Annotated in this window: 11 protein-coding genes; 5 read left to right on the forward strand and 6 right to left on the reverse strand. The window is 64.9% G+C overall.

Going from position 1 to position 13,343, the window contains the following annotated elements:
• Nucleotides 1–196 (forward strand): hypothetical protein (locus tag ACODRW_RS20735; RefSeq protein WP_488906588.1); only part of this gene is annotated, 196 nt, incomplete at its 5' end.
• Between the two features lie 99 nt (nt 197–295).
• On the forward strand, nt 296–1,045 hold the full coding sequence (locus tag ACODRW_RS20740; RefSeq protein WP_107798039.1) for a carbonic anhydrase family protein: 750 nt from the start codon (nt 296–298) through the stop codon (nt 1,043–1,045).
• A gap of 27 nt (nt 1,046–1,072) precedes the next feature.
• On the opposite strand, the gene ACODRW_RS20745 is transcribed toward ACODRW_RS20740, so the two are convergent.
• Nucleotides 1,073–1,558, reverse strand: coding sequence for a 2-thiouracil desulfurase family protein (locus ACODRW_RS20745; protein WP_488906589.1), 486 nt, complete (start codon nt 1,556–1,558; stop codon nt 1,073–1,075).
• Nucleotides 1,555–3,012, reverse strand: coding sequence for a MocR-like pyridoxine biosynthesis transcription factor PdxR (gene pdxR / locus ACODRW_RS20750; RefSeq protein WP_488906590.1), 1,458 nt, complete (start codon nt 3,010–3,012; stop codon nt 1,555–1,557). The genes ACODRW_RS20745 and pdxR overlap by 4 nt, the downstream gene beginning before the upstream one ends.
• A gap of 91 nt (nt 3,013–3,103) precedes the next feature.
• Here pdxR and ACODRW_RS20755 point away from each other — a divergent pair, with 91 nt between their 5' ends.
• The 3 genes from ACODRW_RS20755 to ACODRW_RS20765 all read left to right on the forward strand — a co-directional run bounded on the left by ACODRW_RS20755 (nt 3,104) and on the right by ACODRW_RS20765 (nt 5,757).
• Nucleotides 3,104–3,487: a rhodanese-like domain-containing protein gene (locus ACODRW_RS20755; protein ID WP_253315086.1), complete on the forward strand. Its 384-nt coding sequence runs from the start codon at nt 3,104–3,106 to the stop codon at nt 3,485–3,487.
• Between the two features lie 11 nt (nt 3,488–3,498).
• The gene (locus tag ACODRW_RS20760; protein ID WP_488906591.1) at nt 3,499–4,230 is read left to right on the forward strand and encodes a GNAT family N-acetyltransferase; all 732 of its coding nucleotides are present in this window, start codon (nt 3,499–3,501) and stop codon (nt 4,228–4,230) included.
• Nucleotides 4,231–4,308: 78 nt separating this feature from the next.
• Nucleotides 4,309–5,757, forward strand: coding sequence for a hypothetical protein (locus ACODRW_RS20765; RefSeq protein WP_107798043.1), 1,449 nt, complete (start codon nt 4,309–4,311; stop codon nt 5,755–5,757).
• 66 nt (nt 5,758–5,823) lie between these two features.
• On the opposite strand, the gene ACODRW_RS20770 is transcribed toward ACODRW_RS20765, so the two are convergent.
• The 4 genes from ACODRW_RS20770 to ACODRW_RS20785 form a co-directional block, all read right to left on the reverse strand.
• Nucleotides 5,824–7,284 carry an NAD-dependent succinate-semialdehyde dehydrogenase gene (locus ACODRW_RS20770; RefSeq protein ID WP_488906592.1) on the reverse strand — a complete coding sequence of 487 codons (1,461 nt, stop codon included), beginning with the start codon at nt 7,282–7,284 and terminating at the stop codon, nt 5,824–5,826.
• A 74-nt stretch (nt 7,285–7,358) separates the two neighbouring features.
• Complete coding sequence (gene gabT / locus ACODRW_RS20775; protein ID WP_107798045.1) at nt 7,359–8,624, reverse strand: 4-aminobutyrate--2-oxoglutarate transaminase; 1,266 nt, start codon at nt 8,622–8,624, stop codon at nt 7,359–7,361.
• A 293-nt stretch (nt 8,625–8,917) separates the two neighbouring features.
• Nucleotides 8,918–10,228, reverse strand: a complete 1,311-nt coding sequence (locus ACODRW_RS20780) for a TolC family outer membrane protein (protein WP_488906593.1) — start codon at nt 10,226–10,228, stop codon at nt 8,918–8,920.
• Nucleotides 10,229–10,283: 55 nt separating this feature from the next.
• Nucleotides 10,284–13,337, reverse strand: a complete 3,054-nt coding sequence (locus ACODRW_RS20785; protein ID WP_488906594.1) for an efflux RND transporter permease subunit — start codon at nt 13,335–13,337, stop codon at nt 10,284–10,286.
• Nucleotides 13,338–13,343 lie beyond the last annotated feature (6 nt).

The following is a 13,343-nucleotide window of genomic DNA, read 5'->3' on the forward strand; positions in this document are numbered from 1 at the left end:
CCCCATTGCAAAGCCCAGCTCACACGAGCTGGGCTTTATGCATTGTGCTGTTGAATGGCGACACAGAAGCCTCCCCCAAAGGGAGGCTTTATTGCGTCTGGACGGAGCCGCCGCTTCTCCTTATCTTCCGTTTTCCTTCTCTTTTCCTGGCTTGTTGTTGGGTGCCGATGCGGCAAACGCCATACCCATGTCTTAATTGCGGGTTTGATGAACTAAGTCGCCGGTGATCATCTAAATAAATAGTTACTGAATAAAATTAAAAAACTTTATACCACTGCACTAGGAAAGGACGCGAATGAGCGAGCATCTGTGTCGGGAAGGCCATTGCGGCGAAACCATCGGCCGGCGGACGGTGATGAAAACCGCGCTGGGCGCGGCGGCGCTATTTGCCATCGGCGCCAACGGAGGCGTGAACGGTGTGGCTTACGCGGCGTCTTTGAGCAAGACGCAGCGGGACGCGATGACGCCGGAGCAGGTGCTGGCGGAGATGGCCAAGGGCAATGAACGTTTCCGCACCGGCAAGCCGATGCAGCACGATTACCTGGCGCAAAAGCGTTCCAGCGCCGAGGGGCAATACCCCGCCGCGGTGGTGCTCAGTTGCATAGACTCGCGCGCGCCGGCGGAAATCGTGATGGACGCCGGCATAGGCGACACCTTCAATTCCCGGGTGGCCGGCAATGTGGTGAATGACGACTTGCTGGGCAGCATGGAGTTCGCCTGCGCGGTTGCCGGCGCCAAGGTGGTGCTGGTGATGGGGCATACCGCCTGTGGGGCGATCAAGGGGGCGATAGACCATGTGGAGCTGGGCAATCTGACCGGCTTGCTGGCGCGCATCCGCCCGGCGATTGCGCAGACCCGCTACGAGGGCGAGCGCAGCAGCAAGAACGCGGAGTTTGTCGATGCGGTGGCGCGCAGCAATGTGCTGCATACCATCGATCAGATCCGCAAGCGCAGCGATGTGCTGGCCAAGCTAGAGAAGGAGGGCCGGATCAAGATCGCCGGCGCCATGTACCATTTGAGCGGCGGCCGCCTCGAGTTTCTGTAAGCGCCGTCGATAGGGGGCCGGCGGCGTTCAGCTCGCCGGCGCTCTCAGCCGTTCCGCCATGTCTTCCTCCGAATAAACCTCGATGCCGGCCTGCCGCAATAGGCTGGCGGCCACGCCTTCCCCGTCCTTGAGCGTGCCGGAAAACTCGCCGTCGTAGATGCGGCGCGTGCCGCAGGAGGGGCTGTTGGCTTTCAACAGCGCTTGTCGGCAGCCATGGGCTTGCGCCAGACGCAGGCATGCCTGGGCGCCGCGCAGAAAGGCGGCGCTGATGTCTTCGCCTGCGGCGGTTTCCACGGTGGCCTGGCCGTGCAAGGCGGCCGCGCCGTCGCCGCCGCGCAGTTCCGCCGCCGGCCTAGGCGTGGGCAGCCCGCCCATGCATTCGGGACAGGCGGAGATCAGGGTGAAATCCCGGCGCAACCGCGCCCAGTCCCGTTCGGCCAGCGGTTTGGCCTGGCCGTCGTAGCGCACGGGCTGCCCCAGCAGGCAGGCGCTGACCAGCAAAGTCGGTTTCATTTCCATCGCGTTTCCAATAGCGCCGCCAGCTTGAGCGCGGCGGCGTGAAGTTCCTGTTCCTCCACGCCTGCGTAGCCCAGCACCAGCCCGCTGCGGTCCGGCCGTCCGATGAAGTGCTTGGCCAGCGGGCGCAGCCACAGTTGCTGCCGGGCGGCGGCCTGGCTGAGTTCCTCTTCGTCGAAGCCGTCCGGCAGTTGCGCGACCAAGTGCAGGCCGGCTTCGCCTGCGGACAGCGGCAGGGCGTCACCCAAGGCGCGCTGCAGGGTGCCGCGCAGCAGTTGTTGCCGCAGTTGGTAGAGTTCGCGCATATGTTTAATGTGGCGGGCGAAATGGCCTTGTTCGATGAAATCGGCCAAGGCCGCCTGCACCTGATAATTGCCTTCCCGGTACAAGCGCGCCTGCACGCGGCGGAACGGTTCCACCAATTCTTCCGGCAGGATCAGATAGCCCAGGCCCAGCGCCGGAAACATCACTTTGCTGAAGGTGCCGAGATAAATGACGCGTTCGCTGTCGGCCAGGCCTTGAAGGGAGGCGATGGGGTGGGTGGCGTAGCGGAATTCGCTGTCGTAGTCGTCTTCGATGATCCAGCTGTCGTGCTGTTTGGCTAATTGCAGCAGCGCGAGCCGCCGCGCCAGCGACATGACGACGCCGGTCGGGTATTGGTGGGACGGCGTGATGTAAATCAGGCGCGGCGGCGCGGCCTGATGCGCGGGCGTCGGGGCCATGCCCTGGGCGTCGACCGGGATCGGGACGATGTCCAATTCCGACGCGCGCAGCGCGGCTTGCGCGCCGCTATAGCCGGGGTCCTCCACCCAGGCGGCGTCGCCGGGGTCGGCCAATAGCCGTGCGAGCAATTCCAGCCCTTGTTGCGCACCCTGGATGATGACGATTTGCTCCGGCTGGCAGCGAACCGAGCGGGATAGATACAGGTATTGGCTGAGGGAACGCTTGAGCTCGGGCAGGCCGCCGTCGTGGCGATAATGCAGATGATCCAGTTGCGGACGCTGGATATGCTGTTGCAGGCAACGCTGCCACTGGGCGTGGGGGAATTGCTTCAGTTCCGGCGTGCCGGGGGCGAAGGCTCCGGCCAGCCCGGTGGGCAGCGAGCACTGCCCGGAGACGCGTTGGCCGCGCTGAGACAGCCCCGGGTGTTGCGGAGCGCGCTGAGGCGGCGAGGCGCTGGGGCTGAACAGGGCGGCGACATAAGTGCCGGAGCCGTGGCGGCTTTCCAGATAGCCTTCGGCGGCCAGTTGCTCGTAGGCGTTGAGAATGGTGTTGCGGCCCAGCGCCAGCTCCGCCGCCAGCGCGCGGCTGGCGGGCAAGGGCGCGCCGCCGGCCAGCTGACCGGCGCGGATCAGTTCACGCAATAAACGGTAGAGCTGGCGCGCCAAACTTTCGGCGCCCTGGCGTTGCAAGCGCTGACGCAGGAAATCGATCAACCACTCGGCGGACAAAGTGGTTCCTTCAGATTTTGCATGGTGGCACTGTTTGGGGTATGACTTGTCGCTTAGGCTAACAGCATTCCCAGAGCCGCAGGAGAAAAAAATGTTGAGTCAGCAGGATTTTTACGCCGCCAAGCTGGCGTACGAGATGGACGCGGCCGATGTCTGGAGCGCCTTGCAAGCCGGGGAGAAATTGGTCCTGATCGACGCCCGCGCGGAAGAGGCCTTCCGCAAGGAAACCCTGCCCGGCGCCGTGTCCGTGCCGCACCGGACCATGGATGAGGGGAGCACCGCGCATTTGCCCAAGGATGCGGTCCTGGTGTCGTTCTGCGACGGCATAGGCTGCAACGCGTCGACCAAGGGCGCTTTGAAGCTGGCGCGTCTCGGCTTCAATGTGCGCGAACTGCAAGGCGGCCTGGATTGGTGGGTGCGCGATGGCTACGCGACCACGGCGCGCGCCGGCGTCGCCGTGTCCTGCGCATGCTGAAAGGGGAGGCGATGTTGGAAACGGGCATGGCGCAGGCGGGCGAGGCCAACGCTCTGGGGCAAGCGGTGGGATGGCCGGTGGCCGACTGGCGCGAGGCGGCTTGGCCGCCTAAGACGGATCTGCAGGGACGCTTCTGCCGGCTGGAGCCGTTGCAGGCGGAGCGGCACGGTCCCGCTTTGTTCGCGGCGATGGGCGCGGACGCGGAGGCGCGCAACTGGACTTATCTGAGTTACGGGCCGTTTGCCGATTACGCCGACTACTACGGCTGGCTGGCCGAGCAGCAATGGCGGCGCGATCCGCATTTTTACGCGATCGTGGACGCGGTCAGCGGGGAGGCGCTAGGCGTGGCCGCCTATCTGCGCATCGATCCGGCCATGGGCTGCATCGAAGTCGGGCATCTGAATTTCTCGCCCTTGCTGCAGCGTCGGCCGGCGGCGACGGAAGCGATGTATCTGTTGATGCGCCAGGCCTTTGAGCTGGGCTATCGCCGTTATGAGTGGAAGTGCGACGCGCTGAACCTGCCTTCGCAGCGAGCGGCGCAGCGACTGGGCTTCCGCTTCGAAGGCGTGTTCCGGCAGGCCATGGTCTACAAGGGGCGCAATCGCGACACCGCCTGGTTTTCCATCCTGGATCAGGAGTGGCCGACCTTGCGGCAAGGCTTCGAAGCCTGGCTGTCCGCGGACAACTTCGACGCGGCGGGCGGGCAGCGCCGGACGCTGGCGCAATGGCGGGACGGGGATTGATTTTGCCGGCGGACTTCAAGCCGCCCCGCTAGGCAGGTACAATGAGTGTTTGATTTATTGAATAGATTTGCTTGCCAGATGAAATCCCTGCCGCGTAATGCCCGCATCAAGGGCGAGCCGTTCTTGCCCAACCGCTTCATTTTTGGTGATGCCGTCGACGATCAGGGCCTGGAAGGTTCCGAGTACCTGATTCACACGGAAACGCCGGCTTTTGTCTGCCGCCTGCTTGGCGACGACGACACCGACTTTCCCGGCCGCGAGCGGGAAGGCCTGGTCAGCGCCATGCTGTTCGACGAGGCGGACAATGTGACGGTCTATGTCTGCAATCTGCGCCTGCGCTTGTTCGACTTCAACTTCAGCAATGAAGACGAGATGCCGACCGTGGGCCAGTTGCAGGCGATCTGCGATGAGGCGATGCAGGCTTATCAGCGCCTGCACAAGGCTTACGCCGACCGCGAGGCCGCCGGCCCGGTGCCGCGCGAGATGCGCGCCGGCCCCACCGAGCCGCTGCCGCCGGCGGAGCGCGGCCGCGCGGTGAACCAATTGGTGGAACTGGCGCGGCGCGCGGTGGATCAGCCTATGGACCGGGCGCAGCTGGCGGGCGAGGTGCAGATGGCGCTGGCGGCCGGCGATCAGGCGGTGTTCACCGAATCGCAGTTGGCGCTGTTGTCCCAGCCGGCCGCGAGGCAGTTGCTGGTGAATTGCGCGCGCGACGCGATCGCCTTCCCCGAGGTGATGCGCAAGGACGGCGCCGTGGTGTCGTTCGAGCTGTGGGCTTTGCCGTTCGCGTTTTCACGCGCCCAGGGCGGAGTGTGGTGGCATTTCCCGCAGCTGGAGCGGCTGGAGGTGGCGCTGGCGGACGCGCTGGAGGTGCCGGAGCAGTCGATATTGTGGATTTCTCCCACCTTGTTCACGCTGGAGATGCTGAACGAGCGCGCCTGCCAGGACTTGGTGCAATTGGCGCCGGTGATGGACGCCGGCTGCGATTTCGCGCCGCTGGATCCGGACTCCTCGCGCGCCACTTACGAGGCGGCGCGCAAGACCAACGAGCCGCAATTGGTGCTGGCCTGGATTCCCTTCCTGGTGGAGCGCGGCGCTTTGCCGCCGGAGCAGGCGCGCCGTCTGGCGCGCAAGGCGCTGGACGCGGCGATGCCGCTGGTGCAGCAGGCGGTGGGCGCAGAGATGGAATACGGCGAGGCCGAGCTGTTCGCGCCGCTGCCTTGGTGGGAGGCGGTGCAGACCGGCGTGCGGGCCTGGAACCGCAAACGCCTGGGCGTGACCGCGGCGCTGCTGGCCGCGAGCGCCGGCGGGGTGCAGGAACTGGAGGCGGTGGCGGAATATCAGCCGGAATTACAGGGCTATGAGGTGGGCTTCCGCCTGCGGGGTCGCGAGGAATCCGCCGCGCATGCGCCGTGGCTGGTGACGCCGGACGTGGCGCCTGAGCGCGACGAGGCCTGGCGCGATCTGGCTGAATGCCTGAAAGAGGCCGGCATCCCCTTGTCGGAGACCTTGGCCAAGTTCCACTAGGTGTAGGGCTGAAGTGGTCAAAAAAACGGGCTGGATTTCCAGCCCGTTTCGCATTGGCGCGGCGCTTTACTGGTCGATGCCGCCCAGCAGCACGTATTTGATTTCCAGATAGTCCTCGATGCCGTACTTGGAGCCTTCGCGGCCCAGACCGGATTGCTTGACGCCGCCGAAGGGCGCGGCCTCGTTGGACAGGATGCCGGTGTTGACCGCCACCATGCCGTATTCCAGGCCCTCGGACACGCGGAAGATGCGGCCGATGTCGCGGGCGTAGAAGTAGCTGGCCAGGCCGAACTCGGTGTCGTTGGCCATCTGGATCGCTTCCGCCTCGCTGTGGAAGCGGAACAGCGGCGCCAGCGGGCCGAAGGTCTCCTCCTTGGCCACCTTCATCCGCGGCGTGACGTCGGTGATCACCGTCGGTTCGAAGAAGCTGTGGCCCAGCGCGTGGCGCTTGCCGCCGGCCACCAGCTTGCCGCCCTTGGCCAGCGCGTCGGCGATGTGCTCTTCCACTTTGCTCACCGCGTTCATGTCTATCATCGGGCCCTGGCTGACGCCGGCCTCCAGGCCGTTGCCCACCTTGAGCTTGGCCACCGCGGCGGCGAACTTCTCGGCGAAGGCGTCGTAGACGCCGTCCTGCACCAGCAGCCGGTTGGCGCAGACGCAGGTCTGGCCGGCGTTGCGGTATTTGGAGATGATGGCGCCTTCCACCGCGGCGTCGAGGTCGGCGTCGTCGAAGACGATGAAGGGCGCGTTGCCGCCCAGCTCCATCGACACTTTCTTGACGGTGTCCGCGCATTGGGCGATCAGCTTGCGGCCCACTTCGGTGGAGCCGGTGAAGGAGAATTTCTTCACGGTGTCGCTGCCGGTCAGCACCGCGCCGATTTCGCTGGAGCCGCCGGTCAGCACCGAGAACACGCCGGCGGGAATGCCGGCGCGCTCGGCCAGCGCCGCCAGGGCCAAGGCGGACAGCGGGGTCTGGCTGGCCGGGCGCACCACCATCGGGCAGCCGGCGGCCAGCGCCGGGGCCGCTTTGCGCGTGATCATCGCATTGGGGAAGTTCCACGGCGTGATCGCGGCGGTCACGCCTATCGACTCCTTGTTGACCAGGATGCGTTTGTCGGCGCCGGGAGAGGGGATGGTGTCGCCGTACAGGCGCTTGGCTTCTTCGGCGTACCACTCGATATAGGACGCCCCGTAGGCGATTTCGCCTTTGGCTTCCGAGAGCGGCTTGCCCTGTTCGCAGGTGAGGATGACGGCCAGATCGTCCTGGTTCGCCATCACCAGATCGAACCAGCGGCGCAGCAGGGCGGCGCGTTCTTTCGCTGGCTTGCGTTTCCAGACGAGGAAGGCCTCGGCCGCGCCGGCCACGGCGCGCTCGGCTTCGGCCTTGCCCATCTTGGGCACGCTGGCGATGATTTCGCCGGTAGCCGGGTTGCTCACCGGGATGGTTTCGCCGTTGTCGGCGTCAAGCCAGGCGCCGTTCACATAGCACTGCTGTTTCAGCAGCGAGGGGTCTTTCAGGTTCAACATGCGGCTCTCCAACGCGGAAGATGTCGGATAAGGCCCGCGCCGGGCGGCGCGGGCCTTGGACTTTGAACAGGCGCTTAAGCTTTGAGCGCGGCTTCCAGCTTGGCCAGGGCTTCTTCGAACACCGCGTCTTCTATGGTCAGCGGGAACAGGAAACGGACCACGTTGGCGTAGACGCCGCAGGTCAGCAGGATCAGGCCGGATTCCAGCGCCTTGGTCTGCACTTTCTTGGCGAAGTCCGGATCAGGCTGCGGGCTGCCGGGCTGATTGAACTCCACCGCCAGCATCGCGCCCAGTCCGCGGACTTCGGCGATCTGCGGCACTGCGCTTTTCAGGCCGTGCAGTTTTTCCTTCAGCAGCTCGCCCAGACGGTTGGCGCGCTCCAGCAGCTTTTCTTCCGCGATGACGTCGATCACCGCCAGCGCCGCTGCCACCGCCAGCGGGTTGCCGGCATAGGTGCCGCCCAGGCCGCCGGGCGCCGGAGCGTCCATCAGTTCGGCGCGGCCGGTCAGCGCGGACAGCGGGAAGCCGCCGGCCAGCGATTTGGCCATGGTGATCAGGTCGGCCTGCACCGGGTAGTGTTCCATCGCGAACAGCTTGCCGGTGCGGGCGAAGCCGGACTGCACCTCGTCGGCGATCAGCAGGATGCCGTGTTCGTCGCAGATCTTGCGCAGCTGCACCACCCATTCGCTGGGCGCGGCGTAGAAACCGCCTTCGCCCTGCACCGGTTCGAAGATGATGGCGGCGACGCGCTTGGGATCGACATCGTATTTGAACAGCTTTTCCAGACCGTGCAGGGAGTCTTCCACGGACACGCCGTGCAGCGCGTTGGGATAGGGCGCGTGATAGACGTCGCTGGGGAAGGGGCCGAAGCCCACTTTGTACGGCGCCACCTTGCCGGTCAGCGCCATGCCCAGCAGGGTGCGGCCGTGGAAGGCGCCGCCGAAGGCGATGACGCCGGCGCGGCCAGTGGCGGCGCGCGCCACTTTCACCGCGTTTTCCACCGCTTCGGCGCCGGTGGTGAACAGCGCGGTTTTCTTGGCGTGCTGGCCCGGGGTCAGCTGGTTCAGCCGTTCGGTCAGGCGGATATAGGATTCGTAGGGGACGACTTGATAGCAGGTGTGGCTGAAGCGGGACAGTTGTTCCGCCACCGCGGCCTGCACCTTGTCGTGCAGATGGCCGGTGTTCAAGACGCCGATGCCGCCGGCGAAGTCGATGTAGCGTTTGCCGTCGGTATCCCAGACTTCGGCATTCTTGGCGCGCTCGGCAAAGAAGCCGCACATGACGCCCACGCCGCGCGGGGTGGCGTCGGCCTTGCGTTGCATCAAATCCTTATTGCTCATCTGCTCTCTCCTCGACGTTGTGCGGTCGGCGCCGCATCGGACGGGCCGCCGCGAATCGGTGTCGGAACGGGGCCGGTCTGTCATGGCGCCGGTTGCCGCTCCGTGGTTTTTTTGCTTTCATTATTGCTGTCTGACCATCTCAGGCATTCTATGTTCGTGTTTAGCAAAAAGCTACACATGCCCTAAAAAATTAAACACCTGTTGCGTGGACGTCAGCGGGGGAGGGAGAGGGGCGGAAAGCAGCGGAAGAAGGCGGCGGCCATGCCGGTTGGCATGGCCGCGGAGAAGCGGATTTAACGGCGGATGACGGCGTTGACCTTGCCCAGCACCTCGCTATCCAGCTGGCCGGCGGCCTGGGATAAGGACAGCCGCGCGATCAGATACTCGTACTTGGCGGTGGCCAGGCTGGTTAGCGTCGAGTAGTAAGCCTGCTCGGCCTGCAGCAGATCGATATTGGTACGGATGCCGACCTCCTTGCCCAGGCGGGTGGATTCCACCTTGCTCTTGGCCGAGATCAGCAGCTGTTCCTGGGCCCGCACCAGCGCCGCGCCGTTGGTGACGCCGAGGAAGGTGCGGCGTACGTCTTCGCGCACCTGGCGGCGGGTGGCTTCCAGCTTGTCCTTGGCGGACTCCTGCTGCGCCGCCGCCTCGCGCACTTGCGAATTGATGCCGCCGCCGGCGAACAGGGGCAGGGTGACGCCGACGCCTATGCTGCTGCCGCGGGTGTGCGGCTGCTGCATCGGGGCGCGGGTCTGAGTGTCGCTGTAGCCGGCGGTCAGGCTGATCACCGGCAGGTGGCCGCCCTTTTTCTCGGTGACGTTCTTGTCGGCGATCTCCAACGCCTGCTCGGCGGTCTTGATGCTCAGGCTGTTGCGCAGGGCCAGCCCGATCCAGGCTTCCAGCGTGGCCGGGGTCGGCAGTTCCAGCGGCAGTTTGTCCAGCACCGGCTGGATGGTCTTGGGGTCCAGCCCGGTGACGCGGCGCAGATTGTTTTCCGCCAGCTCCAGGCTGTTGATCGCCTTGATTTCCTGGGCCACCGCGCCGTCGTAGCCGGCCTGGGCCTCGTGCGTGTCGGTGATGGTGGCGGTGCCCACTTCGAAGGCGGTCTTGGCCTGCTCCAGTTGTTGCTGGAAGGTTTTCTTGCTGGCGCTGGTGGCGGACAGGGTGTCCTTGGCCAGCAGCACGTTGAAATAGGCCTGCGAGGTGTCCAGGATCAACTGCTGTTCGGCGGCGCTGAAGCTGGTTTCCGCCTGCTGCGTCGCCAGTTTACCTTTTTGATAGCCGGTGTATTTGCCCACGTCGAACAGCGGCTGCTGCAGATTGACGCCGTAGGTGGTGGAGTCGTAACGGCCCTGGCCGGCCGGCGCGATCGGATTGGTGTAATTGTAATTGGCGGTGGCGCCGACCTGGGGCATCAGCAACGCGCGGCCCTGCGGCGCTTTTTCGCGGCCGGCGTCCAGGTCGGAGCGCGCGGCGGCGAAGTCGGCGTTGTAGTCGCGGGCGGCGCGCCAGGCTTCCACCAGGTCGAAAGCGTGGACCGGCAGGGCGAAGCCCAGCAGCAACAGGCTGCCCAGCAGGGGCGAGCGGAATCGGGTCTTGTTCATTGGTGTTTATTTGCTCGGTTTGTTTTGTGTGCTTGTGTGTGGCGGCAAGGCGCCGTCAGGCCGGAGGCCGCCGTATCTTGAACCATTGCGCGTACAGCGCCGGCAGGAACAGCAGGGTCAGCACCGTGGCCACCAGCAGCCCGCCCATGATGGCCACGGCCATCGGTCCCCAGAACGTGCTGCGGCTCAGCGGGATCATCGCCAGGATCGCCGCCAATGCCGTCAGCATGATAGGCCTAAAACGTCTAATTGTGGAGCCGACAATCGCATGCCAGGGATCGATGCCGTCGCGAATATCGTGCTCGATCTGATCGACTAGGATAACCGAGTTGCGCATGATCATGCCGGACAGCGCGATCACCCCCAGCATGGCGACGAAGCCGAAGGGCGCGCTGAAGGCGATCAGTGTCAGCGTCACGCCTATCATGCCCAGCGGCGCGGTCAGCAGCACCATGATGGTGCGCTGCACGCTGTGCAACTGCAACATCAGCAGGGTCACCACCACCACCAGCATCAGCGGCGCCACCGCGGCGATGGCTTTTTGCGATTTGGCGCTGGATTCCATGCTGCCGCCGGTTTCGATGTGATAGCCCAGAGGCAGCGTCCGCTCCAATTCTTGCATCTTGGGCTGCAACTGCCGAGAGATGTCCGCGCCCTGGGCGCCTTCCGCCGGGTCCGCGCTCACGGTGATGGCGGGCAGGCGGTTGCGCCGCCAGATGATGCTTTCCTCTGGCTGGTATTCGATGTGTCCGATTTGCGACACGGGCACGAAGCGGCCGCTGCTGGTTTGTATCATCAAATTGCCGAGGCCGGCGACGTTCTTGCGCTCGTCCGGATTGAGCCGGGCGACGATGGCGATGGCCTGGTCGCCTTCGCGGAAGCTGGTGACGGCGGCGCCGGAAATCAGCATCTGCAATTGCTGGGACAATTGCTGCGAGGACAGGCCGAGCGCGCGCGCCTTGTCCTGATCGATGCGGATGCGCAGCGCCTTCACCTGCTCGCCCCAATTGATGTTGACCTGGCGGGTGGACGGATGCGCGCGCATCAGCGCCTCCACCTGGGCGGCGATGGCGCGCACCTTGGCGTGGTCCTCGCCCATTACCCGGAATTGCACCGCGTAGCCCACCGGCGGGCCGTTTTCCAGCCGGGTCACCCGGCCGCGGACATTGGGGAAGTCGTTGTCGAACAGCTTTTCCAGCCGTTTCTTCACGTCTTCGCGCACATGTTCGTCGCGGGTCATCAACATCAGCTGCGCGTAGTTCAGATGCTGCAGCTGCTGATCCAGCGGCAGATAGAAGCGCGGACTGCCGCTGCCCACGTAGCTGGTGACGCTGACGATGTCCGGGTCGCGCTTGAGCAGCGCTTCCAGTTTTTCCACCTCGCGCTCCGTGGCCTGATGGCTGGCGCCGCGCGGCAGCCACATGTCCACCATCAGCTCGGGCCGGTTGGAGGAGGGGAAGAATTGCTGGGCCACCAGCAATTTGAAGGCGAGCAAGGACAGCACGAAGGCGGCCAGCGTCAGCGCGATCACAGTCTTGCGCCGCTCCAGGCACCACTCCACCACCCGGCGGAAGCGCCGGTAGAATGGCTTGTCGTAGACATCGTGCGCCTCGTGGTGTTGCAGGTTTTCCGGCAGCAGCTTGTAGCCCAGATAGGGGGTGAACACCACCGCGACGATCCAGGACAGCACCAGCGCGATGCCCACCACGGCGAACAGGCTGAATACGTATTCGCCGGCATTGGACTTGGCGATGCCCACCGGCAGGAAGGTGGCGGCGGTGATCAGGGTGCCGGTCAGCATCGGGAAGGCGGTGCTGGTGTAGGCGAAGGTGGCGGCCTGGAACTTGCTCCAGCCCTGTTCCAGTTTCAGCGCCATCATTTCCACCGCGATGATGGCGTCGTCCACCAGCAGGCCCAGCGCGATGATCAGCGATCCCAGCGAGATGCGTTGCAGGTCGATGTTGAAGAAATACATCGCCAGAAAGGTCATCGCCAGCACCAGCGGGATGGACAGCGCCACCACGATGCCGGTGCGCAGGCCCAGGCTGAAGAAGCTGACCGCCAGCACGATGACCACCGCCTCCACCAGAGAACGCATGAATTCGCTCACCGCGTTCTTGACCACCTTGGGTTGGTCCGACACCGAGTGGATCTCCAGACCCACCGGCATCTTGGACTGGATCTGCCGCATGGCCTCGTCCAGGTTTTTGCCCAGGCGCAGCACGTCGCCGCCGGCCTTCATGGTGATGGCCATGCCCAGCACCGGCTTGCCGTTGAAGCGCATGGTATTTTGCGGCGGGTCGATATAGCCGCGTTTGACCGTGGCGATGTCGCCGAGGCGGAAGGTTTTGCCGTTGACGGTGACCGGGGTGGCGGCGATGGCCTCCACGCTGGCGTAGTTGCCGGTGGGACGGACCCAGATGCGGTCGCTGGCGGTTTCGAACACGCCGGACGGCGTCATCGCGTTTTGCTGTTGCAAGGCTTTCCAGATCGCGCCGGTGTCCAGGCCCAGCGAAGCCAGCTTGGCGGTGGACAGGTCCACGTAGACGCGCTGCTCCTGCACGCCCAGCAGGCTGACCTTGGCCACGTCCGGCACGCGCAGGATCTCGCGCTTGGCGTCCTCCAGGTATTGGCGCACTTCCTCGTAGCTGAAGCCGTCGCCGGCGAAGGCGTAGATATTGCCGAAGGTGTCGCCGAACTCGTCGTTGAAGAAGGGCCCCTGGATGTCGGCCGGCAGGGTGGCGCGGATATCGCCTATCTTCTTGCGCACCTGATACCAGAGCTGCTGCACGTTCTTGGGCGGCACGTCCTCGCGCACCGAAATCAGCAACAGGCTCTCGCCGGGCTTGGTATAGCTTTGGACGAAGTCGATTTCGCCCATTTCCTGCAGCTTCTCCTCCAGCTTGTTGGTGACCTGCTGTTCCATTTCCAGCGTGCCGGCGCCGGGCCAGTAGGCTTGCACCAGCATGGCCTTGAAGGTGAATTCCGGGTCTTCCTTCTGGCCCAGCTGGGTGTAAGCCCAGACGCCGGCCAACATCAGCATCACCATCAAATAGCGCACCAGCGACTGGTGGCGCAGCGCCCATTCCGACAGGTTCAGTTTTTTCATGGCCGT

The sequence above is a fragment of the Chromobacterium sp. FG89 genome (assembly GCF_057808735.1).

Coding starts and splice junctions, on each gene's coding strand:
- ACODRW_RS20740 (WP_107798039.1), top strand. CDS start 296: ATGAGCGAGCATCTGTGTCGGGAAGGCCATTGCGGCGAAACCATCGGC.
- ACODRW_RS20745 (WP_488906589.1), bottom strand. CDS start 1,558: ATGAAACCGACTTTGCTGGTCAGCGCCTGCCTGCTGGGGCAGCCCGTG.
- ACODRW_RS20755 (WP_253315086.1), top strand. CDS start 3,104: ATGTTGAGTCAGCAGGATTTTTACGCCGCCAAGCTGGCGTACGAGATG.
- ACODRW_RS20760 (WP_488906591.1), top strand. CDS start 3,499: ATGTTGGAAACGGGCATGGCGCAGGCGGGCGAGGCCAACGCTCTGGGG.
- ACODRW_RS20765 (WP_107798043.1), top strand. CDS start 4,309: ATGAAATCCCTGCCGCGTAATGCCCGCATCAAGGGCGAGCCGTTCTTG.
- ACODRW_RS20770 (WP_488906592.1), bottom strand. CDS start 7,284: ATGTTGAACCTGAAAGACCCCTCGCTGCTGAAACAGCAGTGCTATGTG.
- gabT (WP_107798045.1), bottom strand. CDS start 8,624: ATGAGCAATAAGGATTTGATGCAACGCAAGGCCGACGCCACCCCGCGC.
- ACODRW_RS20780 (WP_488906593.1), bottom strand. CDS start 10,228: ATGAACAAGACCCGATTCCGCTCGCCCCTGCTGGGCAGCCTGTTGCTG.
- ACODRW_RS20785 (WP_488906594.1), bottom strand. CDS start 13,337: ATGAAAAAACTGAACCTGTCGGAATGGGCGCTGCGCCACCAGTCGCTG.